This window comes from Rhodococcus sp. B50, from assembly GCF_013602415.1.
In the GTDB taxonomy this organism is placed as follows: Bacteria; Actinomycetota; Actinomycetes; order Mycobacteriales; family Mycobacteriaceae; genus Rhodococcus.
The window spans coordinates 3232698-3255231 of sequence record NZ_WPAG02000002.1 but is presented as its reverse complement, the minus strand read 5'-3'; the positions used below and the strand labels follow the sequence as shown (position 1 = coordinate 3255231).

Below are 22534 nucleotides of genomic sequence, written 5' to 3'. Positions count from 1 at the left end.
CGGATCGGCGCTCCCGACCGCGCAACTACATTACTTGCTTATGCGCAGCACCTGGACTCTGCCCGACGACCTCGTCGTTCCCGACCTGCCGGAAGACCATCCCGGCCCGGGTGTGCCGGTGCCGCAGCACTGGGGCAAATGCTTCGGCTGTGGTGACGACCAACCGTCGGGTCTGGCGATGGAGTTCACGCTCGGTGAGGGCCTCGAGGTGCTCGGCCGGCTCGACGTCGCCACGCGTTATCAGGGCGGACCGGGATTCATCCACGGCGGCATCCTGATGACGGCATTCGACGAGGTGCAGGGCATGGCGTGCAACGCCGCTCTGCGTTCCGCCGTGGTCACCGGGCATTTCGAGACGGACTTCGCCCGTCCGATCCCGTTGGGTTCGGTCCTCGAGTTCCGGGCGCGTGTCGACGGCACCGTGCGTCGCAAGGTCTACACCAGTGCGGAGGCACGCATCGTCGACGGGCCACTGGCCGACCCGGACGTCGTGGTCGCGTCGTCGGTGGCGCTGTTCGTGCTGGTCGGGCATGAGCACTTCGCCAAAGGACGGGACTTCGTGGACGGTGTCCCGCAGAGCGAGCACGACATCTCGGCGATCTAAGAGGTCGGTTCGCCGGGGTCGTCGGGAAGCAACGGAACACCGGAACGGTGCTCGCGCCCGAGCAGGGCGGCCGAGGTGACCGTGCCGGCACCGTAGCGGGAATGCAGGTCGTCGAGGACGGCGTCGAGGGCATGCCGGTCGACGGCACGATGAGTCCGCGCATCGCCGGTACCGGCGGCGTCCGCTTCGACGGGTTCGTCGAACGGTAACTCGAGCTGTTCGACGCCTTCGCCGACGAGATTCGTCACTGCGATCCCGATCAGAGTGAGACCACGGTCGGCGATGAGCGGCCGGGTCTGTTCGAGCAGGTCGCGTGCCGCCGCGGACAGGATGTCGGTGCGGGCGGTGGCCCCGGGAAGGGTGTGGGAGCGGGTCGCGCGGGTGTAGTCGGCGAAGCGCATCCGCAGGACGAGCGTCCGCCCGAGGCGCCCGGCCCGGCGCATCCGCCGGCACACCCGGTCGACGAGCAACTGCAGCGTTTCCTCCACCGACCCGATGCTGTGCGGTCCGCGACCCAGAGCGTGCTGCGCGCCCATCGAACTGCGCCGCCGGTGACGGACCGGACGCGGATCGTGACCGATCGCGAGGGCGTGCAGGTGGCCTCCCGCCGCGCGTCCGAGCAGCGATACCAGATCGGACTCGGAGTGAGAGGCGACGTCGGCCACGGTCCTCAGTCCGTGTGCGTGCAGCTTCGCCGAGGTGACCTTGCCGACGCCCCACAACCGCTCCACCGGCAACGGGTGGAGGAACTCCGATTCGGCGTGTGGAGGGACGAGGAGCAGGCCGTCGGGCTTGGCCACCCCGCTCGCGACCTTCGCGAGGAACTTGGTGCGCGCGACGCCGACGGTGATCGGCAGGCCCACCTCCTCGGCGACCGTGCGGCGCAGACGCGCGGCGATGTCGACGGGACTGCCCGCGATACGCCCCAGACCGGAGACGTCGAGGAACGCCTCGTCGATCGAGATTCCCTCCACGACCGGCGTCGTGCGGTCGAAGATCGCGAACACCTCACGGGAGGCCTGCGCATAGGCCTCCATACGGGGAGGCACCGAGATCACTCCCGGACACAGCGCGCGGGCGGCCCGGCCGGACATCGCAGTGACGATGCCGTGCGCCTTCGCCTCGTAGCTCGCCGCGAGCACGACACCCCCGCCCACGACGATCGGTTTGCCGCGCAGCCAGGGATCGTCGCGCTGCTCCACCGACGCGTAGAACGCGTCGAGGTCGGCGTGCAGGACCGTCGCATCGGACACGAACACATGTTCGCACCGGCCGCCGACACGGCAGCGGGATCGCGGTTCAGCGCGTGAGTGTCGACAGTGCCTGTGCCACGTTCGACACCTCGAACTTCTTCATGCCCTTCGGCACACCCTCGACATCGCGTGGAACGACTCCGCGGTCGAAGCCGAGCCGGTTCGCCTCCGCGAGACGACGGCCTGCGCCTGCGACACGACGGACCTCGCCGGCGAGGCCGACCTCCCCGAGGAGCACGGTGCCGGCCGGTACGGGCTGATCGCGCACGGCCGAGGCGACGGCGAGCGCGAGCGCGAGGTCGGCGGACGGATCGGTGATCCGCATGCCGCCGACGGTGGAGGCATACACGTCGCAGTTGCCGAGCCGGCCGAGGCCGCAGCGACGCTCGAGCACCGCGAGCACCATCGCGACCCGCGCGGAGTCGAGGCCGCTCACGGCACGTCGTGGAGACGGATTGTGGGTGGGCACCACGAGGGCCTGAACCTCGCCGAGAAGCGGGCGCTTGCCGTCCATCGTCACCGTGACGGCCGTGCCGGGCACAGCCTCGTCTCGGTGCTGCAGGAACAATCCGGACGGGTCGCTCACGCCGACGATCCCGTCCTCGGCGAGTTCGAAGCAGCCCACCTCGTCTGCGGCCCCGAAGCGGTTCTTGACCCCGCGGACCATGCGCAGCGTGGAGTGCTTGTCGCCCTCGAAGTGCAGCACCACGTCGACGAGGTGCTCGAGGGAGCGCGGACCGGCCACCGCGCCGTCCTTGGTGACGTGACCGATGAGCAGCACCGGGATGCCGCTGGACTTCGCGAGGGAGGTCAGGGCGCTGGTGACCGCGCGTACCTGCGTAACACCGCCGGTGACGCCGTCGACATCGGCGGCGAGCATCGTCTGTACGGAGTCGACGACCAGCAGCGTGGGCCCGACCTGCTCGACGTGTCCGAAGATCGTCGCGAGGTCGTTCTCGGCGGCGAGATAGACCCGGTCGTGCACCGCACCGGTACGATCGGCGCGCAACCGCACCTGACCGGCCGACTCCTCACCGGTGACGTAGAGGGCTCGATCGGACTCGCCGCGCAGCGCCCAGCGGTGCACGACCTCGAGGAGCAGCGTGGACTTGCCGACGCCGGGTTCGCCGGCGAGGAGGACGACGGAACCTGGGACGACACCGCCGCCGAGGACGCGGTCGAGCTCCGGGATGCCCGTGGATTTCGCATGGGTGGCCTTGCCGTCGATCTGCGACAGGGGAGTGGCCGGGGTGCTCGGCAGCACGGCGGCGGCACCGGCGCGGGCGAGCGAGGTGCCGGCTCGTGCCGCGACCGCGACGGGCTGGACGGCTGCTTCGTCCATCGACCCCCACGTTCCGCATTCGGGGCAGCGTCCTACCCATTTCGCGACGGTGTGCGCGCAGTCGGAACAGCGATAGAGGGTCTTGGTCTTTGCCACGGCCGGAGAATAGACGGTCGTACCGACACCGGGCGGACACGGAAGGGCCCGGCCGAGCTGTGCTCGACCGGGCCCTTCCGCGGAAATTCCTAGTGTGCTTCGCCCACGATCGGCGAGAGCTCCGACTCGTCGCGGGGGAGCTCCGGTCCGGCATCGATCGGCACGGACAGCGTCACGTCGCCGGCCTCGGCGAACGTGAAGGTCACGGGGATGGTCAGACCCGGACGGACACCCTCGGAGAGGTTCACGAGCTCGACGTTGTTGACGACGGCGGCCGGAGCCGGAGAGGGGGTCTCCTCGGTGCTGTTCGGACGCGGCGACTCGTCGACCTCCTCGACGAGGGCGGCATTCGCCTCGGAGACACCGGCGACCACGGAGGACTGCGGCGGGACCTCGATGGGGGTGCCCGTGACCGAGGCCGCGAAATCGGTGGAGATACCGGTGAGGTTGTCGCCTACGTACGGGTCGAGGTTGACGATCGTGAAGCCGAGCAGGGCGGTGCCGCCGGGCTCGATGCTGTATTCCTCGGAGTCCGGGTAGATCACGTGCACGTTGCGCAGCGCGAGGCTTCCGGCGTCCACGTTGGAACCGTTGATGGCCGCGACCTGGGTCGAGGTCTGGGTGATCTGACCGGCGCTGCACGCGGACATCGTGAGCGCCGCTCCCGCGGCAAGGGCGAGAGCGGTCACGACTCGGCGAGTCGGCGCTTTGAGAGCAGTCACGGGTTCCTCCACTCGAGTAAGGCTCGCAATCCACTAGGCAGAGTAGTAGTTCCCGTGTGCGCTGTGTACGTCGGGGCCGGATCTCGTGCGGATTCTCGTCCGGACGGCGAGAGCGACCGGCGCCGATCGGCGGGTGTGTCGGACGTCACCCGATACACGGAACGGACTGCCTGTCAAGCCCCAGGCTCAGCGCTCGATGCCCCTGACCTGCACCGTTGACGGGAGGGCGATGTGGTCACGTGTTAAACTGGGAGAATCGAAAGGGGCACGGGACACATGATTTTCAAGGTCGGAGACACCGTCGTATACCCCCATCACGGTGCGGCGCTGATCGAAGCAATCGAAACACGCACCATCAAGGGTGAGCAGAAGGAATATCTGGTTCTGAAAGTCGCGCAGGGCGACCTGACGGTCCGGGTACCTGCAGAGAACGCGGAGTACGTCGGAGTTCGCGACGTCGTTGGGCAGGAAGGCCTCGACAAGGTTTTCCAGGTGCTGCGCGCACCTCATACGGAAGAACCCACCAACTGGTCACGGCGGTACAAGGCCAACCTCGAGAAGCTGGCCTCCGGCGATGTCAACAAGGTCGCAGAAGTGGTGCGCGACTTGTGGCGCCGGGAGCAGGACCGCGGCCTGTCCGCAGGTGAGAAGCGGATGCTCGCCAAGGCGCGTCAGATCCTCGTCGGCGAGCTCGCACTCGCCGAGGGCACCGACGACGTCAAGGCGGAAACCATGCTCGACGAGGTTCTCGCTGCCGCTTCCTGACGGGCGCGACATCGGCAAACTGCACATGAACGATCGCAACGGGCCGGTCGTCGGAATCCTTCCGGCGGCCGGCCGCGGTGTTCGCCTGGGTGAACCGCTGCCCAAGGCGTTCGTGGAACTCGACGGTCGCACGATGCTCGACCGCTCGGTCGAGGCGATGCTCACCTCGGCGGTGATCGACCGTGTCGTGATCGTCGCGCCACCCGAGCTGGCTGCGACCCCCGCGGCCCGGCTGGTCGGCGAGGCGTTCGCCGACCGGGTGAGTGTGGTGGCGGGCGGAGCCGAACGCGCCGACTCGGTGCGTGCCGGTCTCTCGGCGGCATCGGGAGCGCGGTTCGTCCTCGTCCACGACGCCGCGCGCGCGCTCACCCCGGCCGATCTGTTCGTCCGGGTCGTGGATGCGTTGCGGACGGGTAGCGATGCGGTGATTCCTGTCCTGCCCGTCGTCGACACCATCAAGAGTGTGGACGCCGAGGGCGTCGTCACCGGCACCCCCGACCGGTCGACCCTTCGCGCGGTACAGACTCCGCAGGGATTCGACGTCGCGTTGCTCGAACGGGCCAACCGCGACGCCGCTGACGCCACCGACGACGCGGGACTCGTCGAGCGGCTGGGTCACCGGGTCACCACGGTCGAGGGCGATCCGCTCGCTTTCAAGATCACCACCCCGCTGGATCTGGTGCTGGCACGTGCCGTGCTCGCATCCGGCCTCCGCACCGAGTAAGGAGATGTGAGCATCGTGCGTGTCGGCATCGGAACGGACGTGCATCCCGTGGAGCCCGGCCGGCCGTGTTGGATGGCCGGGCTGCTGTTCGAGGATGCCGACGGATGCGAGGGTCATTCGGATGGTGACGTGGCCGCGCACGCCCTGTGCGATGCCGTGCTCTCGGCTGCCGGTCTCGGCGACCTCGGCGCGGTCTTCGGTACGGGACGCGCCGAGATGGCCGGTGCCTCCGGCGTCGCCATGCTCGAGGAGGTGCGACGCCTGCTCTCCGAGGCCGGCTGGGTGGTGGGCAACGCCGCCGTTCAGGTGATCGGGAACCGCCCGAAGATCGGGCCGCGACGCGAGGAGGCGCAGGCGGTGCTGTCCGAGGCGCTCGGCGGTCCGGTCTCCGTGTCGGCGACCACCACGGACGGGCTCGGCCTCACCGGCCGGGGAGAAGGTGTGGCCGCGGTTGCGACCGCACTGGTCCTGGCGCAGCAGGACGAGCGGTAGGATCGACGGTCGTGACCTTGCGCTTATACGACACCGAATCGCGGGCCGTGCGGGATTTCGAACCGCTGGTCCCCGGCCAGGCCTCGGTGTACCTGTGTGGCGCCACCGTCCAAGGCGAACCCCACATCGGGCACGTACGCAGCGGCGTTGCGTTCGACGTGCTCCGCCGGTGGCTCGGAGCCAAGGGTCTCGATGTCTTGTTTGTGAGAAATGTCACAGACATCGAGGACAAGATCCTCCGCAAGGCCGCGGAGGCGGGTCGGCCGTGGTGGGAATGGGCCTCGACCTACGAGCGGGCCTTCAACCGCGCCTACGACGCTCTCGGTGTGCTTCCTCCCTCGGTGGAACCCCGCGCGACCGGCCACATCACGCAGATGATCGAACTCATCCAGCGCCTGATCGATGCCGGGCATGCCTACGCCTCCGACGGCGACGTCTATTTCGACGTGCTGAGCTATCCGGAATACGGAGCCCTCTCCGGTCATCGCATCGAAGACGTCCACCAGGGTGAGAGCGCCGGGCTCGGCAAGCGCGACCCGCGCGACTTCACGCTGTGGAAGGCCGAGAAGCCCGGGGAGCCGTCGTGGCCCACCCCGTGGGGACGCGGTCGTCCCGGTTGGCATCTCGAGTGCTCCGCGATGGCGGGCTTCTATCTCGGGGGCACCTTCGACATCCATTGCGGAGGCATGGACCTCGTCTTCCCGCACCACGAGAACGAGATGGCCCAGTCCCGCGCCGCGGGCGACGGCTTCGCCCGCTACTGGCTGCACAACGGCTGGGTGACGATGGGCGGCGAGAAGATGTCGAAGTCGCTCGGCAACGTGTTGTCCATCCCCAACGTGCTCGCCCGGGTCCGCCCCCAGGAATTGCGCTACTACCTCGGCAGTGCCCACTACCGCTCGATGCTCGAGTACTCCGACGACGCGCTCGCCGAAGCGGCCGCAGCGTACCGGGGGCTCGAGTCGTTCGTCCTCAAGGCCCGCGATCGGGCCGGAGAAGTGCCCGTGGGCGCCTGGACCGATGCCTTCGCCGAGGCGCTCGACGACGACCTCGGTGTACCCAAGGCGCTCGCCGAGATCCACCGCAAGCGCAGCGAAGGCAACAAGGCGCTCGACAACGGCGATCTCGACGCGGCCGTGCAGATCGCGTCTCAGATCCGGAGCATGCTCGGCATCCTCGGTGTCGATCCGCTCGACGAGCACTGGTGCTCGACCGACGATTCCGGATCGGCTGCGCTCGCGGCCCTCGACGTCCTGGTCGGCGCGGATCTCGAACGCCGCACGACCGCCCGGGCCGAGAAGAACTGGGCGGTGGCCGACGAGGTGCGGGATCGTCTCGCAGCTGCGGGGGTCGAAGTGACCGATACGCCCAACGGACCCGAGTGGTCTCTGAAAGCAGGACAGTGATGGCAGGCAATTCCCAGCGTCGCGGCGCTATTCGTAAGGGCGGCACGAAGAAGGGCCAGGTCGTCGGCTCCGGCGGGCAGCGGCGTCGCGGACTCGAAGCGCGTGGTGCCACCCCGAAGGCCGAGGACCGGCCCTACCACCCCGCCGCACGGCGTGCCCGGGCCGCGGCCAAGGCCACAGATCCTCGCGGCGGCGGTCGTCGTCCCGCAGCAGGTCGCAAGGCCGAGGACGGGCCGGAGATGGTGCTGGGCCGCAACCCGGTCGTCGAGTGCCTGCGTGCCGGTGTCCCCGCGACCGCTCTGTACGTCGCCCTCGGTGCGGAGGCCGACGAGCGGCTCAAGGAAGCCGTGCAGCGCTCGGCCGAGATGGGCATCTCGATCCTCGAGGTCTCGCGTTCCGAACTCGACCGTCTGTCGGCCAACGGGATGCACCAGGGCATCGGTCTCCAGGTACCGCCCTACCGCTACGCGCACCCCGACGACCTGCTCGCCCGCGCCGCGGAGAATCACGAGCGGCCGCTGCTCGTGGCCCTCGACAACATCTCCGATCCGCGCAATCTCGGTGCCGTGATCCGGTCGGTCGCGGCCTTCGGCGGGCACGGTGTGGTCATCCCGCAGCGCCGCTCGGCGTCGGTGACCGCAGTGGCGTGGCGCACGAGTGCCGGAGCCGCAGCCCGGCTGCCGGTCGCGCGTGCCACCAACCTCACGCGCACTCTCAAGGACTGGCAGTCCCGGGGCGTCCGCGTCGTCGGTCTCGATGCGGGTGGCGATACCAACCTCGACGATTTCGACGGCACCGATCCCGTGGTCGTGGTCGTGGGTTCGGAAGGCAAGGGACTCTCGCGCCTGGTGCGGGAGACCTGCGACGCGGTGCTGTCGATCCCGATGGCCGGAGACGTCGAGTCGCTCAACGCCTCCGTCGCCGCGGGCGTGGTGCTCGCCGACATCGCGCGGCAGCGCCGAGCCTGACCGCCTGCGCGGCAGCGCCGAGTCCGACCGAGTCGGCCGGTTCCACCGCCACGAGGGCCTAGTCTGTCCTCGTGGTCGCCTCCCTGCCGTTCCGTACGAAAGTGTTCGCGTTCCTCGAACGCTTCACCAACAAGTCCATCGCCGACGCACGCGTCGACGAGATTCCGGCACGCCGCGCTGCGCGCGCGAAGCTGCTGTCGTCTCCGGTCGGCCGGTTGATCTCGGGCCGGCCGCATCCCGGCGTGCGGATCGAGGACCGGTGGGTCGACCTCGAGCACGACGCGATCGACGACCTCGCAGCCGAGGACTCGCCGGTCCGGACCCGTCTGAGGATCTATCGACCCTCCGCACGCGTGAGCGGCCCGCTGCCGGTCGTGCTGCTGTTCCACGGCGGTGGATGGGTGCTCGGCAACCCGGAGCAGAACGAATGGTGGGCGAGCCACACGGCCGCGCGGACCCCGTGCGTCGTGGTGTCGGTGGATTACCGGCTCGCCCCCGAACATCCGTATCCCGCGGCGGTCCTGGACTGCTGGGCCGCGTTCCGGTGGGTCGTCGCGCACGCTGCGGAGTTCGACGGTGATCCGTCCCGCGTCGTGGTCGCGGGCGACAGTGCCGGCGGCAATCTCGCGGCCGTCGTCGCCGATGTCGCCGGACGGTCGGACGGTCCGCTGCCGGTCGGCCAGGTGCTGATCTATCCGGCGACGGAGATGGAGGATGAGTTCCCGTCGGAGCGGCAGTTCGCGAACGCTCCCGTCCTCACCTCCCGCGGCATGCGGGCGTTCGTTCGTCTCTATCTGGCCGGAGCCGACCCGTACGCGCCGACCGCGGCACCGTTGCGCGGCACGCTCGCCGGTGCCGCCGTGCCCGCCCTTGTGCAAATGGCGGGACACGACCCGTTGCGCGACAACGCCGTTCGCTATGCGTCGGCATTGCGGGACAAGGGTGGTCACGTGACGGAGACCGACTACCCCCGCACGGTGCACGGCTATCTCAGCCTGCCGGGTATCTCGCCGCCGGCGAAACACGCACTCGACGAGGCGATCACTTTCGTGCGACAGGTGACGACCGCCGACCCGACGGACGAGGCCGATCCGTCCGTCCGGTCCCGAATCTGATGATCACGAGACTCGGCGGTCACGAGAATCGACGGTCACCGCACCGGCACGAACCGCACCCGTTGTCCGGGACGTAATTGCGCAGCGACGGGCAGGTCTGCGGCGATCGCCACCGCGGCGACCGGATAGCCGCCCGTGACGGGATGGTCGACGAGGAACAGCACCAGGTGCCCGTCCGGCGGTATCTGCAGCGACCCCGGAACCATGCCCTCGCTGGGCATTTCCTCGTGCCGTGCCCGGTGCAGGCGGCCGGGGCCATGGAACCTGATGCCCACCCGGTCGAGTTGTGGTGTCACCGTCCAGGTCTCGTGGAACAGTGCGCGCAACGATCCGGGGGTGAACCAGTCGTCGCGCGGCCCGGGCCGCACCCGGATCTCCACAGGATCGTCCATCGACGGCGGAGGTGGGAACTGTTCCTCATCGGGCAGGGTGGCCGACATCGCGCCGACGAGCAGCCTGTCACCGGTGCGTACCGGTGACGGTCCGGTGTTCGACAGGGTGTCGGTTGATCTGCTGCCGAGCACCTCCGGTACGTCGATGCCGCCGCGCACCGCGAGGTAGATCCGCAACCCGTCGTTCGGGAGGCCGATCCGCAGCACGTCGTCGTTCCGCAGGGCGATGCGCGCCCAGTCGCCGACCGGTCGGTCGCACACGGTCACGTGGGCGCGGGCACCGGTCACCGCCACCGTCGTCTCGCCGACACTGCGGACGACGAGACCGCCGCCGGTGACCTCGAGTGTCGCGGCGTCCGGCTGGTTGCCCACGAGCCGATTCGCGGCGTCGTGCGCGCGCCGGTCGGCGGCGCCGGAGCGGGTGAGCCCCGAGGAGCCGTAACCGGGACGTCCGCGATCCTGCACCGTCGTGAGCATTCCGCCGGAGATCACCTCGAACCACGCCACGACGTTCATTCTCACCCACCGCGTTCGCTCGCACGGCCGGACTCCTTCCGAACGGACGGGTTAGGTTGAAGATGATCGAGGACGGAGGTGGTGGACATGGAGGAAGCGGACGTCCGTGCAACGACGACGAGACGCGTCGAGAAGGCCCTCGAGGCCGACGACCTTCCCGCAGCGCACGACGCCGTAGCGGAACTGAACGTCGAACAGGTCGTCGACGTGCTCGAACGACTCGGCCGGACCGACCGTGCGGTGCTCTACCGGCTTCTTCCCAAGGACCGCGCGATCGACGTCTTCGAACATCTCGATCCGAGTATGCAGAGCGAACTGGTCCAGGCTCTCCGCGACGACCAGGTGGCCGCGATCTTCGCGAGCCTCGAGCCGGACGACCGCGTGGAACTGCTCGACGAGCTCCCGGCCACGGTCGCATCGTCCCTGATGCACGGACTGCCACCCGCCGATCGGGATGTGACCGCCGCGATCCTCGGCTATCCGCAGCGTGCGATCGGTCGACGGATGAGCCCGGCCTTCGTGTCACTACGTCACGACATGGCTGTAGAGGAGGCGATGGACGCCGTGCGTCGTCGCCTCGACGATGCGGAGACGGTGTACACCCTGCCGGTGGTGGACGACGGTCGTGTGCTCCTGGGCGTGGTCGGCCTGCGCGAGCTGATGGGGGCGGCGCCGGGAACGGTCATCGCCGACATCATGAACGAGCCGTACTGGGCGCGCGTCACCGATGATGCAGAGGAATCCGCGCGCCGATGTGCCGAACTCAAACTGCTCGCGTTGCTCGTCGTCGACCGCGAGACCAGGCTGGTGGGCATCCTGACCGTGGACGACGCATTGAGCATCCTCGAGATCGCCGACAGCGAGGATCAGGCGCGGATCGGTGGTACCGAGCCCCTGCGCCGGCCGTATCTCGCGACACCGGTGGGGCTGTTGGTGCGTTCACGGGTGGTGTGGTTGCTCGTCCTGGCCCTCGGCGCGACCCTGACGGTTCAGGTCCTCGAAGTGTTCGAGTCGACCCTCGGCCAGGTGGTCACCCTCGCGCTGTTCGTGCCACTGATCATCGGGACCGGGGGCAATACCGGAAATCAGGCCGCCACCACCGTCACCCGCGCGTTGGCGCTCGACGACGTGACGCCACGCGACATCGGTGGGGTGGTCGCTCGCGAGTTCCGGGTGGGTCTGTCCCTCGGTGTTCTGCTGGGTACGGTCGCGTTCGTCCTGACGTCCCTGGTCTACGACTCCTCGGTGGGCGCGGTGATCGGGTTGACGCTGGTGAGCATCTGCACTCTCGCCGCCACGGTCGGTGGTGCGATGCCGTTGGTGGCCAAGTCGATTCGCGCCGACCCTGCGGTCTTCTCCAATCCGTTCATCACGACCTTCGTCGACGCGACCGGCCTGGTGATCTACTTCCTCATCGCAAAGGCCGTGCTGGGAATCTGAACACGGCGAGGGAGCGGATCAGATCGCGATGAAGCGCACCGCGTGTCCCGGGCGCAACAGCGCCGCAGGCGTCCGGCCCGGTTGCCACAGCAGGGCGTCGGAGGTTCCGATCAGCTGCCACCCGCCGGGCGACTGCCGCGGGTAGACGCCCGAGAACTCGCCTGCGAGCCCCACTGCGCCGGACGGCACGGTGGTGCGTGGCGAACTGCGGCGCGGCACGTGCAACCGCGGGTCCCCACCGGTGAGATAGGCGAAGCCGGGCGCGAATCCGCCGAAGGCGACCGTCCAGAGGCTGCCTGTGTGGGCGGCGACCACGCCGTCGGCACCCAGTCCGGTCAACTCGCCGACCTCTTCGAGATCGTCCCCGTCGTACCGGACTTCGAGCGTCACCTCTTCGACGGTGGCGGTGTCCCCGGACAACGGTGGGGTGGTGGCGATCCACCGGTGCACGACCTGCACGTCCGTCTCGGACGGATCGAAACACACCAGCAACGTTCGAGCCGCCGGAACGAGATCGACGACGCCGCCGGGCCGCTCCCGGTCCAGGGCCCGGAAGTGGCCGAGAACCTCGTCGAGGGACTCGAATTCGGCGAGCAGTGCGCCGTCCCCGGCGCGGATGATTCGCATCGGTATACCTCGTGGAGTCCCGGCGTTCACACGAACGCCCGGATGTCGATGTTCTCGGCGTCGAGGCGGCGCCGGACGGCGACGGCCATCGCCGTCGCGTCGGGGGAATCGCCGTGGATGCACACCGACTGCGCTCCTACACGCACGTCGCTTCCGTCGATCGCGGTGACCATTCCCTCGGTGACCATGCGCAGGACCCGCTCGGCGACCTCACCCGGATCACGCAGTACCGCACCGGGTTCGCGCCGGGAGACCAGTGTGCCCTCGGGGGTGTAGGCGCGGTCGGCGAACGCCTCGGTGACCACCCTCAGTCCGGCCCGCTCGGCTTCCTCGAGGAAGACGGAGTCGGGCAGTCCGAGGACCGGAAGTGAGGCGTCGTAGGTGCGTACCGCATCCACGACCGCCCGGGCCTGCTCGCGGTGATGAACGATCGCGTTGTACAGCGCCCCGTGGGGTTTGACGTAACTCACCGACGATCCCGCCGCCCGCGCGAGACCGTCCAGGGCACCGATCTGATAGATGATCTCGGCGGTGAGATCTGCGGACGGCACCTCGATGAAGCGACGACCGAAGCCGGCGAGGTCGTTGTATCCGACCTGAGCGCCGATCCGCACCGCGCGCTTCGCAGCGCCGTGGCAGGTGCTCAGCAGTGTCGCCGGGTCGCCGGCGTGGAATCCGCACGCCACGTTGGCACTGGTGACGATGTCGAGCATGGTCTCGTCGTCGCCGAGACGCCACTGGCCGTAACTCTCGCCGAGGTCGCTGTTGAGATCGATGCGGGTCACGACCCGAGTCTAGGCGCGGTCAGAAGACCGTTCCGACGTCGCGGACGACGATGTCGTCGAGGGCCCGTTCGACGACCGCGGCGATCGTCATCGACGGGTTGCACGCGGCGGTGTTGCCCGGCATGAGGGCGCCGTCGAGCACGTACAGCCCGCGCTGGCCGAGCACCCGGCCCTCGAGATCGCACACCGTGCCCATGCTCGCCCCGCCGAGCGGATGCCAGGTCGACGGGACGATCGCGTTCGTATCGGTCAGGATGCTGCGTTCACCGGCGATGCGGCGCACGGTCGGATCGATGCAGCCTGTCTGCACCGCCGCATCCCCTTCGTGCGGCCAGCGCAGGACGGCGTCGTCGCGACCGGCGTCGTAGACGAAGTGCCCGCGACCCGCACTGACACCGAAGCCCACCATGACCGTGCTGCGCATGTCGATCCCGTAGAAGCCCGGGATGGAGGCCTGGATGACGGTGTACGCGGCGTTCGGGTCGTCCCAGTTCTTGCTGCCGTAGACGACGGGACCGCCTTGGACGGCACCGAACTCCTCCTCGAGGTTCGTCCACAGGTAGATGCGGTCGGCGTTGGAACCCCAGCCCTGACCGACGCCCTCGGGCAGATCGGAGATCAGATCCTTCGCTGCCGCCTTCATCAGCAACCGGGTGGTGTTCATGGTGCCCGCGGACAACACCAGGGCGTCGGTGGTGAGGACCTTGTTCTCGAGGACCGCACCGGAGGTGTCGATGTGGTTCACGTGCACCGTCCACCGGCCGTCCTTGCGACGCTCGATGTCGGTGACCTCATGCTGTGTCGCCACGGTCACCAGGCCGGTGGCTTCGGCCTCCGCGATGTAGGTGACGTCGACGGAGTGCTTGCCGCCGTTGTTGACGCCCATGGCTCCGGAACCGTCGGTGTAGGCCGGGGCCATCTCGCCGCGGAGTTCGGCGAGCGCGTAGTTCCAGTCGATCGGCATCGGGATCTTGTCGATCGGCAGTCCGGCCTTCCGTGCACGGTCGGCGAAGATGCGCGACGTCGCGTAGTTGGGGCTGTCGACGAGTTCGTTCGGTGCCACGGCCAAGCGCAGCATCTGCGCGACCCGTGGGTAGTGGACGCGGTCCATGCGCGCCCAGTCGAGTTCGTTCGGAAAGTTGGCTTCGAACACCGCCTCGTCGGGTTGCAGCGACATGCCCTGGTAGACGAGTGACCCGCCGCCGACACCGGCAGCGCACAGGGCGGTCATGTTCTCGCCGACGCAGGCCTCGACGAGACCGGTGTACGGCTCGAAGGCGAGGTGGCGGCCGAAGACCTCGGGGTTCGACCGGTGCCAGAGGAAGCGCTCGTCCGGATTGTCGACGCGCGGGAAGGTGTTCGCGTTCGGGCCGGTGGGCCATCGGATGCCGCGCTCGAGCATGTGCACGCGTACTCCGGACTGGGCCAGTCGCAGGGCCGTCACGCCACCGCCGAAGCCGGTACCGATGACGACGACCCGGTGTTCCTCGTGGGTGAGCGGCACGTGGTTCACGCGGGCGGGGATGCCGGGTGCCGCCTGGGCGCTCGTGGCGCCGGTGAAGGCGAGGCCGGCGGCCGCGGCCGCTCCGGCGAGGAAGGACCGACGCGTGACGTGCTGCATTCTCTGACCCCCGATGCCTGTGACGTCCCGTTACCGGAACAATCTCGGGAATCTAGGCAGGCACCGCGGAGCGCGTCAAGATCACGTTCCGGTGGCAGTGACGTCAGGCCGCAGCGGCGACCCGCCCGGAACCCCGCCGGCTGCGGGCGGTGCCGATCACGCGGCACACCATGTAGATGACGAACGCGATCGTCGTGATGAACGCCGAGACCGGCACCCCCGGCGCCAGTGCGAGCAGGATGCCGCCGACCGCCGAGATCTCCGCGAAGACCACCGACAGCACGGTGGCGGCGAGCGGTCCGCTGACCACACGTGCCGCCGAGGCGGCCGGGGTGATGAGCAGTGCCATCACCAGCAGCGCCCCGACGATCTGCACGCCGAGGGCGGCGGTGACACCCACCAGTACAGCGAACACGATCGACAACGCGCGGACCGGGACGCCGCGGGCGGCCGCCACCTCCGGGTCGGTGCTGGCGAACAACAGCGGACGGTAGATCACCAGGAGCGTGAGGATCACGACGGCGGCGCACGCGGCGAGCAGGGCGATCCCGGTACCGCCGGGTGCCACGATCTGGCCGGTGAGCAACGAGAAAGCGGCACCGGTGCGCCCGTCGTAGGCCCACAGCAGCAGGACGGCCAGGCCGAGACCGAAGGCCATCACCACGCCGATGACGGAGTCCCGTTCGCGTGCACGTGTTCCCAGGACCCCGAAGAGGATCGCGGCGATCACGGCACCCGCGACGGCGCCGAGTCCCACCGAGACCCCGATGATGAGCGCCGCGGCGGCACCGGTGAGCGACAGCTCGGAGGTGCCGTGCACGGAGAACGCCATCTGACGGCTGATGATCAGCGGACCGATCACGCCGGCGAGCAGGCCGAGGATCGCGCCGGCGATCAGTGCCTGCTGCACGAAGTCGTACTGCAGGAGTTGGACGGTGGTCTCCACGTCGAACATCCGGCCCAGGGCGTCGGTGAACTTGCTGCTCATTCATGGTCCTCGTGATCGTGGTGGACGCCTTCCCCGGGGCGCAGTCCGCCGGCACTGCCGAGCGCGTCGATAGCGTCTCCGGTGCCGACGACCACCAGGCGTCCGCGCATCTCGAGCACCTCGACGTCGGTGCGGTACAGCTCGGAGAGCACCTGCGAGGTCATCACCTCGGCGGGAGTGCCGATGCGGAACTGGCCGTCGACGAGGTACAGCACGCGATCCACCAACGGCAGGATCGGATTGATCTCGTGGGTGACGAACAGCACGGAGGTGTCGTGGTCGCGGCGGCGGCGGTCGATGAGCGACGACACCAGGTGCTGGTTGGCGAGATCGAGACTCAGCAACGGTTCGTCGCACAGAAGCACCCGTGGATCGCCGACGAGCGCCTGCGCGATACGCAGCCGCTGCTGCTCGCCACCGGAGAGCGTACCGATCGGGGCACCGGCGTAGGACTCGGCGCCCACCTGGGCGATCGCGTCGTCGACCGCGACGCGGCGGCGCCGGCGGGTCCGCAGGCCGGTTCCCCACAGGTGTCCGTCCATGCCGAGGCCGACGAGGTCGCGCCCCCGGAGCGGTACGCCCTCGTCGAGCGACTTCTGCTGCGGTACGTAGCCGACGTGGGAGTTCCCGGTTCGGACGGGTTGTCCGGCGATCGTCGCGGTTCCGGAGGTGAGTGGGAGCTGGCCGAGCAACACCTTGAGCAGCGATGTCTTGCCGGCACCGTTCGGCCCGAGCACCGCCAGGAACTCGCCGGGCTCGACGGCGAGGTCGAGACCTTCCCAGAGGACGCGATCTCCGAATGCCAGCCGGGCATCGCGGAGTTCGACGGTGGGTGTGCGGTCGGATGGAGGAGGTGTCACCGAAGTCCGTGTTCTCGCTCGGATGGTCAGGAGGCGGTATCGAGCGCGGCGGCGAGGGTCTCGGCGGTCCGGGCCTGCCACTGAATGTAGTCGACACCGTCGGGCAGGGTTTCGAAAACCTCGACCACCGCGACGCCCGACGACTCTGCTGCCGTGCGCATCTCGCGACTGATCCGGTCCTCGGTCTGCGGGTTGTAGATCAGGACGCGAACCTGCTTGTCGACCAACAGTTGCCGCGTCGTCGCGATCGCCGCCGGGGACGGGTCGGTGCCGTTCTCGATGGCATTGGTGAAGTCCGTGGGAGTGACGTCGTCGAGTGCCGCGGCCGAGACGAGGTAGTGACCGATGGTCTCGGTCTGGGCGACGGGAGCGTCGCCGTGCGTGTCGGCGATCCTGTCGACGACATCCGCCACGTAGTGCAGGTTCTCATGGAAGGCCGCGGCGTTGGCCTCGTAGGTGGCGGCACCCTCGGGGTCGAGCTCGGCGAGCCGGTCGGCGACCGCGTGCGCAACGGCGTCGGCGGTCGCGAGGTCGTACCAGACGTGCTCGTTGATGCCGCCGTGGTCGTGACCCTCGTGCGAGTGACCGTCGCCGGCCTCGTGCGAAGGATCATCGGACATGGTTGTGTCCGAATCGTTCTCGGTGCCGTCTTCGCTGCCGGTGCCGTGGTCGTGCCCGGCGTGCAGGTCCGAGTACGCGCCGGACTCGAACAGGGCGAAGGCCTCGACGACGGCCGGCTTCTCGCCACCGGCGTCGAGGATGTCGTCGACGAAGTGGTCGTAGCCGCCCCCGTTGTAGACCACGAGCGAGGCGTCGCTGATCGCCGCGGCGTCGAGGGGGCTGGCCTCGTAGGAGTGCGGGTCGGCGTTCGGCTCGGTGATGAGGGAGCGGACCTCGATGCGGTCTCCGGCGACAGCCTGCGCGATCGACCCCCACACGTTCGTGGAGGCGACGACGCTGATCGCGTCGTCGTCGGCACCGGCACCGGCACCGGATGTATCGGTGCCGCACGCGGCGAGTGCGGTCGCGCAGGCTACGGCAGCGGCCGCGAGGGCCGTGCGGGAGGACAGTCGCACAGTTCTTCTCCTGAGGATCGGCGGTCTTCGACGAACAGGGTCCGGAACGACCGAGCGACCGACCCAAACGTTATTGGTAACCGTTACCGTTCCACTTTAGCGGACGACGCGAAGCCCTCCCACCATCCCTGAGTGGTCGTGAGCATGGACACAGGACTACGGTCCTCTCATGTCCAGGTCTCGTCAGCCGCGCCGACAGGCGACCCTGGCGTCGATAGCCGCCGAGTTGAAGATCTCCCGCACCACGGTCTCGAACGCGTACAACCGTCCCGATCAGTTGTCCGCCGAACTGCGTGAGCGTGTCCTCGAAGTCGCCAAGCGACGCGGATATGCCGGACCGGATCCGATGGCGCGGTCGCTGCGTACTCGGAAGGCCGGAGCGGTGGGGGTCCTGCTCACCGAAGCGTTGAGCTATTCCTTCAGGGATCCCGCGGCCATGAGCTTCCTGTCGGGACTGTCGGAGGCCTGCGAAGCGGCGGGGCAGGGACTGCTGCTCATCCCCGCCGGGCCCGGACGCACCGACGACGAGGCCGCGCAGGTCGTGCACCGGTCGTCCGTCGACGGTTTCGTCGTGTACTCGGTCCCCGCAGAGGATCCCTATCTGGCGGCCGTACTCGAACGGCACCTCCCCGTCGTCGCGTGCGACCAGCCGCGTGGACTCGAGAACATCCCGGTGGTGGGCATCGACGACCGGCGGGCGATGCGCGATCTCGCCGCCCATCTCATCGAGCTCGGCCACCGCCAGATCGGCATGTTGTCGATGCGCCTCGGCCGCGAACGACACGACGGGGTCGTCGATCTGTCGACCATCGGGACCAGCGGTTTCCACGTGCAGCGCGAACGCATCCGCGGCGTCCAGGACGCCATGAGCGCTGCGGGTCTGGCCCCCGACTCGCTCACCGTCGTCGAGCGCTACACCCACACCGCGGAGGACGGACTGTCCGCCGCAGCGCAGATCATGCGGGTCAACCCGCGGATCACCGCGCTCGTGTGCACCACCGACGTACTCGCGCTCGGCGCGCTCGCATGGGCCAACCAGATGGGTCTCGACGTGCCGGGGCATCTGTCGATCACCGGATTCGACGGCATCGACGAAGCGATCCGCGAAGGTCTCACGACCGTGCGGCAACCGCAGAAGGACAAGGGGCGGCGCGCCGGCGAATTGCTCCTCGCCGCCCCCTCGCATTCCGGGGTGCCCGCACTCGAGACCCTGGGGACCCAGCTGTGGTTCGGTGCCACCTCGGGCCGGGTGGAGAGCGAGTGGTACGCGGAATAGCGCAGCGCCGTCGGCCGCAGGGTGTCAGCGAGCCCGGTCGCCCGGGGGCTCAGCGAGCCCGGTCGCCCATGGCCTTCGCCCCCGACAGCAGCTGGGCGCAGCGCAGCAGGCCGATGTGGCTGTACGCCTGCGGGTGGTTGCCCAGTGAACGTTCCGCGACCGGGTCGTACTCCTCACTGAGCAGACCGGTCGGTCCGGCCGCCGCGACGAGCTGCGCGAACAGTGCTTCGGCATCGTTGCGCTGCCCGATCAGCAGGTAGGCCGCCACGAGCCACGCCGCGCACAGGTGGAAGCCGCCTTCGGCGCCCGGCAGGCCGTCGTCGCTGTGATAGCGGTAAACGGTCGCGCCGCTGCGCAACTCCCGTTCGGTGGCCTGCACGGTCGCCCGGAACCGCTCGTCCTGCGGGTCGACGAGTCCGGTGAGTCCGATGAACAGGGTGGCCGCGTCGAGATCGGTGCCGTCGTAGGCCGAGGTGAACGATTGGACCTCGTCGTTCCAGCCCTTCTCGGTGACCTCGTCGGCGATCTCGTCGCGCAGCGCCACCCATCCCTCACCGGCGGTCCGGCCGAACTTCTCGGCGAGCGTGAGCGCCCGGTCGACGGTCAGCCATCCCATGACCTTCGAGTACACGTGGTGACGGGGTGCGTGGCGGATCTCCCAGATGCCGTGATCCGGCTCGAACCAGCGGCGTTCCACCGCGGTGACCATCGAGCAGACGAGCTCCCAGTCGCGGTCGGTGAGGGCCTGATCGTGGGGCACGCCGCGTTCCTCGCGGCTGTGTGCGAGGTCGGCGATCAGGTCGACGATCGGACCGAACACGTCGAGCTGTACCTGCTGGTTCGCGGCGTTGCCGATACGCACGGGCCGCGAACCGGCGTAACCGGGAAGCGAGTCGAGCACGGCCTCGGGCGGAAGCGCTCCGCCGGCGAGCGTGTACAGCGGGTGCAGGCGTTCGGGGCCGGGGACGGTCTCGAGGACACGGTGGACCCAATCGAGGTAGTTCTCGGCCTCCTCGAGTGATCCGACCCGCACGAGCGCCTGCGCCGAGAGCGCGGCGTCGCGCAGCCAGCAGTAGCGGTAGTCCCAGTTGCGGACGCCACCGATCTCCTCGGGGAGCGAGGTGGTCGCCGCGGCGAGGATCGAACCCGTGGGCCCGTGGACCAGCCCACGCAGGGTGAGCGCCGAACGCTTCATGAGGTCGGGCTTGAGCGGCGGGAGTTCGAGACGGGACGCCCACGTGTGCCAGTACGCCTCGGACTGCGCCCGACGTTCGACCTCCGGCACCGGATGTTCGTCGAGATCATCGGTGCCGCAACGAAGCTCGAGGATGATGTCGTTCTCGGTGGGATCGACCACGGCGTGGGCGGTCTGGTGCACCCCGTCGGTCGTGATGTCCCACCGCACCCCGGGAGAGCGCAGTACGTAGGGCTCGTTGAAGCCCATCACCCGGATGCCGTCGTCCTCGACCTCGAGGGTGACCTGGCCCTGTCCGAACTCCGGTCGCGGAGCGAAGGTCACCACCGCGCTCGCGCGTCCGGTGATCACGCGGGTCAGATCCGTGCGGCCGGCCTCGACGTCGTGCGGGAGGTAGTCGACCACCGCGAGCGACGCCCACCGGGTCACCACTGTCATCGTCGAGTCGATATACCGCTGGCTGAGCGGCAGTGCCTGACGGGTCGGGCCGATGGAGAAGTGACCGGCGGCGCCGCCGCCGAGCAGATGGGCGAATACCGCAGCGGAATCGGGTTCGGGGTGGCACAGCCAGGTGATCGTGCCGTCGGGGGTCACGAGCGCCTTCGAACGGGGGCTCGCGAGCATCGTCAGACGTTCGATCGGTGCGACGTGGGCACCCGACAGCCACGTACGACGTTCCTCGAGCAGGAACGCCAGCGCCGCGATGACCTCTTCGCTGGTGCGGACGTGGTACTCGGCGGCGGTGTCGCCGTCGCCGATCTTCACTCCGACGTCCGGGCCCTGCAGCGAACGGAAGGCCTTCTCGTCGGTCACGTCGTCACCGAAGAACACCGCCGCAGTGGCGGCCTCCTGATGCCGGATGACGTCGAGCGCCTTGCCCTTGTCGGTGGGCACCACGGACAGCTCGATCACGGCCTTGCCCTCGGTGACCTGCACGCCCGGACGGAGCGCGAGATCGTTCCGCACGAGGTCGAGGGCCTGTTCGGCGTCGCGGGGGGCGGCATTGCGCACGTGGAGCGCGGCGCTCGCGGGCTTGACCTCCACCTGCACGCCGGTGAACCGGGACGCCACCGCATCCAATCCCTCGACGATCGTGGCGAGCAGGTCCCTGGCCTCGGGATCGACCTCGTGGACGAATCCGATGTCGAACTCGGAACCGTGACTGCCGACGAGCTTGACCTCGACCGGCAACCGCGACAGGGCGGCGAGATCCTTGAGAGCGCGACCCGAGATGACCGCGGCGGACGTCGACGGAAGAGCGGCAAGGCCCCGCAGCGCCCGCACCGCATCGTCGTGCGGATAGGCCTTCTCCGGGTCGCTCACGATGGGGGAGATGGTGCCGTCGTAGTCGGTCGCCACGAGCAGGCGGGGCGTCCGCGCGACAGCCACCAGAGCACGTCGAAGGTCAATCGGAAGATCGTGGGCACTCACCTGAACCACGTTAGGTCAGAGTCGGGCGGGAGTCGGACCCCGTCGGCCTTCCGATTGCGTGTTTCCGGTTACAGAAGACCGGGAATCGACCCTCAAACTCCCGAGGCGATCGTCTTCGGGGCGCGGGAGCCGTCGCCGAGCAGAAGATCCACGGTCAGTTCGAGCCGGCGGGCGACATCGGTGGCCGACGAACGGCGCGTGAGCCAGGCGACGAGGTTCGACAGCCACACGTCGCTGATGACGCGCGCGATGGCGAGTTCCTCCTCGGTGGGTTCTCCGTCGTTCATGGCCCTCGCGAACAGCCGGTCCATGAGAATGCCGACCTGATCGACCTCGGCGGCGGCCGATGCGTCGGCGAACATGAACGCCCGCGTCATGGCTTCGGTGAGCAGCGGATCGCGCTGCATCGCCTTGGTGATCAGGCTCAGGATCAGGTGCATACGCTCGAGCGGGCTGTGGCCGGGTGGGATGCGGCCCTTACCCTCGATGCGGGCGAATTCACGGCCGAGTGCGGAGACCAGCAGGTGCACCTTGGACGGGAAGTACCGGTAGAGGGTGCCGACCGCGACGTCCGCTCGTTCGGCCACTGCCCGCATCTGCACAGCCTCGTAACCACCCTTGGACGCGAGCGCCAGGGTGGCGTCGAGAATCCGCTTGCGCCGTTCCTTCTGGGCATTGGAACTGAGATCGTCCTCGGTGAGGGCGGTCAGAGTTCCGTGTCCGTTGGCACGGGAGCGGGACGGGGTGGCCATAAATTCGTTTCCTCACGCCTTGACTCCGAATCGGTGTCATATTAGAACACGTTCTAGCAATGATGTCATTCGGAAGGGCGGAAACCGC

General features: G+C 68.8%; 21 protein-coding genes. 9 read left to right on the top strand and 12 right to left on the bottom strand.

Annotation, left to right across the window (positions count from 1 at the left end):
* Positions 1 to 40: 40 nt before the first annotated feature.
* Entirely contained in the window at positions 41 to 604 is a 564-nt protein-coding gene (locus GON09_RS15375; protein WP_213932546.1) for a PaaI family thioesterase, read from the top strand.
* Here the strand turns inward: GON09_RS15375 and dinB are convergent.
* From dinB to GON09_RS15360, 3 genes are all read right to left on the bottom strand, one after another.
* Entirely contained in the window at positions 601 to 1863 is a 1263-nt protein-coding gene (gene dinB / locus GON09_RS15370) for a DNA polymerase IV (protein ID WP_213932545.1), read from the bottom strand. The genes GON09_RS15375 and dinB overlap by 4 nt on opposite strands.
* A gap of 40 nt (positions 1864 to 1903) precedes the next feature.
* Positions 1904 to 3295 (bottom strand): DNA repair protein RadA, encoded by a 1392-nt coding sequence (gene radA / locus GON09_RS15365; RefSeq protein WP_213932544.1) that lies wholly within the window; start codon positions 3293 to 3295, stop codon positions 1904 to 1906.
* A gap of 89 nt (positions 3296 to 3384) precedes the next feature.
* Entirely contained in the window at positions 3385 to 4017 is a 633-nt protein-coding gene (locus tag GON09_RS15360; RefSeq protein ID WP_213932543.1) for a hypothetical protein, read from the bottom strand.
* A gap of 276 nt (positions 4018 to 4293) precedes the next feature.
* On the opposite strand from GON09_RS15360, the gene carD reads away from it, so the two are divergent.
* From carD to GON09_RS15330, 6 genes are all read left to right on the top strand, one after another.
* On the top strand, positions 4294 to 4782 hold the full coding sequence (carD, locus tag GON09_RS15355; RefSeq protein ID WP_006550486.1) for an RNA polymerase-binding transcription factor CarD: 489 nt from the start codon (positions 4294 to 4296) through the stop codon (positions 4780 to 4782).
* A gap of 25 nt (positions 4783 to 4807) precedes the next feature.
* Entirely contained in the window at positions 4808 to 5506 is a 699-nt protein-coding gene (ispD, locus tag GON09_RS15350; RefSeq protein WP_213932542.1) for a 2-C-methyl-D-erythritol 4-phosphate cytidylyltransferase, read from the top strand.
* Between the two features lie 15 nt (positions 5507 to 5521).
* Complete coding sequence (ispF, locus tag GON09_RS15345; protein WP_213934463.1) at positions 5522 to 5998, top strand: 2-C-methyl-D-erythritol 2,4-cyclodiphosphate synthase; 477 nt, start codon at positions 5522 to 5524, stop codon at positions 5996 to 5998.
* Positions 5999 to 6009: 11 nt separating this feature from the next.
* Positions 6010 to 7404 carry a cysteine--tRNA ligase gene (cysS, locus tag GON09_RS15340; RefSeq protein WP_213932541.1) on the top strand — a complete coding sequence of 465 codons (1395 nt, stop codon included), beginning with the start codon at positions 6010 to 6012 and terminating at the stop codon, positions 7402 to 7404.
* On the top strand, positions 7404 to 8372 hold the full coding sequence (gene rlmB, locus GON09_RS15335) for a 23S rRNA (guanosine(2251)-2'-O)-methyltransferase RlmB (protein WP_213932540.1): 969 nt from the start codon (positions 7404 to 7406) through the stop codon (positions 8370 to 8372). Before cysS ends, rlmB begins: the two co-directional genes overlap by 1 nt.
* Before the next feature lie 71 nt (positions 8373 to 8443).
* The gene (locus GON09_RS15330) at positions 8444 to 9487 is read left to right on the top strand and encodes an alpha/beta hydrolase (RefSeq protein WP_213932539.1); all 1044 of its coding nucleotides are present in this window, start codon (positions 8444 to 8446) and stop codon (positions 9485 to 9487) included.
* Positions 9488 to 9522: 35 nt separating this feature from the next.
* On the opposite strand, the gene GON09_RS15325 is transcribed toward GON09_RS15330, so the two are convergent.
* Positions 9523 to 10395, bottom strand: coding sequence for a biotin-dependent carboxyltransferase family protein (locus GON09_RS15325; protein ID WP_213932538.1), 873 nt, complete (start codon positions 10393 to 10395; stop codon positions 9523 to 9525).
* An 87-nt stretch (positions 10396 to 10482) separates the two neighbouring features.
* Here GON09_RS15325 and mgtE point away from each other — a divergent pair, with 87 nt between their 5' ends.
* Positions 10483 to 11835, top strand: coding sequence for a magnesium transporter (gene mgtE, locus GON09_RS15320; protein WP_213932537.1), 1353 nt, complete (start codon positions 10483 to 10485; stop codon positions 11833 to 11835).
* A gap of 18 nt (positions 11836 to 11853) precedes the next feature.
* Here mgtE and GON09_RS15315 read toward each other — a convergent pair whose 3' ends face one another.
* The 6 genes from GON09_RS15315 to GON09_RS15290 form a co-directional block, all read right to left on the bottom strand.
* The gene (locus GON09_RS15315) at positions 11854 to 12462 is read right to left on the bottom strand and encodes a 5-oxoprolinase subunit B family protein (protein ID WP_213932536.1); all 609 of its coding nucleotides are present in this window, start codon (positions 12460 to 12462) and stop codon (positions 11854 to 11856) included.
* Between the two features lie 26 nt (positions 12463 to 12488).
* On the bottom strand, positions 12489 to 13247 hold the full coding sequence (locus GON09_RS15310; RefSeq protein WP_213932535.1) for a LamB/YcsF family protein: 759 nt from the start codon (positions 13245 to 13247) through the stop codon (positions 12489 to 12491).
* Between the two features lie 19 nt (positions 13248 to 13266).
* Positions 13267 to 14868, bottom strand: a complete 1602-nt coding sequence (locus GON09_RS15305) for a GMC oxidoreductase (protein WP_213932534.1) — start codon at positions 14866 to 14868, stop codon at positions 13267 to 13269.
* 103 nt (positions 14869 to 14971) lie between these two features.
* The gene (locus GON09_RS15300; protein WP_213932533.1) at positions 14972 to 15856 is read right to left on the bottom strand and encodes a metal ABC transporter permease; all 885 of its coding nucleotides are present in this window, start codon (positions 15854 to 15856) and stop codon (positions 14972 to 14974) included.
* Positions 15853 to 16716: a metal ABC transporter ATP-binding protein gene (locus GON09_RS15295; RefSeq protein ID WP_213932532.1), complete on the bottom strand. Its 864-nt coding sequence runs from the start codon at positions 16714 to 16716 to the stop codon at positions 15853 to 15855. Before GON09_RS15295 ends, GON09_RS15300 begins: the two co-directional genes overlap by 4 nt.
* Positions 16717 to 16742: 26 nt before the next feature.
* On the bottom strand, positions 16743 to 17792 hold the full coding sequence (locus GON09_RS15290) for a metal ABC transporter solute-binding protein, Zn/Mn family (RefSeq protein ID WP_213932531.1): 1050 nt from the start codon (positions 17790 to 17792) through the stop codon (positions 16743 to 16745).
* 169 nt (positions 17793 to 17961) lie between these two features.
* On the opposite strand from GON09_RS15290, the gene GON09_RS15285 reads away from it, so the two are divergent.
* Positions 17962 to 19068, top strand: a complete 1107-nt coding sequence (locus tag GON09_RS15285) for a LacI family DNA-binding transcriptional regulator (RefSeq protein WP_213932530.1) — start codon at positions 17962 to 17964, stop codon at positions 19066 to 19068.
* 49 nt (positions 19069 to 19117) lie between these two features.
* Here the strand turns inward: GON09_RS15285 and otsB are convergent, their stop codons facing one another.
* Positions 19118 to 21694: a trehalose-phosphatase gene (otsB, locus tag GON09_RS15280; protein WP_213932529.1), complete on the bottom strand. Its 2577-nt coding sequence runs from the start codon at positions 21692 to 21694 to the stop codon at positions 19118 to 19120.
* 92 nt (positions 21695 to 21786) lie between these two features.
* Entirely contained in the window at positions 21787 to 22446 is a 660-nt protein-coding gene (gene kstR, locus GON09_RS15275) for a cholesterol catabolism transcriptional regulator KstR (protein WP_213932528.1), read from the bottom strand.
* Positions 22447 to 22534: the final 88 nt, after the last annotated feature.

What these genes read in the sequence shown, in the direction of transcription:
- carD (WP_006550486.1), top strand. Translation starts at nt 4,294, where the DNA reads ATGATTTTCAAGGTCGGAGACACCGTCGTATACCCCCATCACGGTGCG.
- rlmB (WP_213932540.1), top strand. Translation starts at nt 7,404, where the DNA reads ATGGCAGGCAATTCCCAGCGTCGCGGCGCTATTCGTAAGGGCGGCACG.
- kstR (WP_213932528.1), bottom strand. Translation starts at nt 22,446, where the DNA reads ATGGCCACCCCGTCCCGCTCCCGTGCCAACGGACACGGAACTCTGACC.
- GON09_RS15300 (WP_213932533.1), bottom strand. Translation starts at nt 15,856, where the DNA reads ATGAGCAGCAAGTTCACCGACGCCCTGGGCCGGATGTTCGACGTGGAG.
- GON09_RS15375 (WP_213932546.1), top strand. Translation starts at nt 41, where the DNA reads ATGCGCAGCACCTGGACTCTGCCCGACGACCTCGTCGTTCCCGACCTG.
- GON09_RS15285 (WP_213932530.1), top strand. Translation starts at nt 17,962, where the DNA reads ATGTCCAGGTCTCGTCAGCCGCGCCGACAGGCGACCCTGGCGTCGATA.
- GON09_RS15315 (WP_213932536.1), bottom strand. Translation starts at nt 12,462, where the DNA reads ATGCGAATCATCCGCGCCGGGGACGGCGCACTGCTCGCCGAATTCGAG.
- GON09_RS15325 (WP_213932538.1), bottom strand. Translation starts at nt 10,395, where the DNA reads ATGAACGTCGTGGCGTGGTTCGAGGTGATCTCCGGCGGAATGCTCACG.
- ispD (WP_213932542.1), top strand. Translation starts at nt 4,808, where the DNA reads ATGAACGATCGCAACGGGCCGGTCGTCGGAATCCTTCCGGCGGCCGGC.
- mgtE (WP_213932537.1), top strand. Translation starts at nt 10,483, where the DNA reads ATGGAGGAAGCGGACGTCCGTGCAACGACGACGAGACGCGTCGAGAAG.
- GON09_RS15305 (WP_213932534.1), bottom strand. Translation starts at nt 14,868, where the DNA reads ATGCAGCACGTCACGCGTCGGTCCTTCCTCGCCGGAGCGGCCGCGGCC.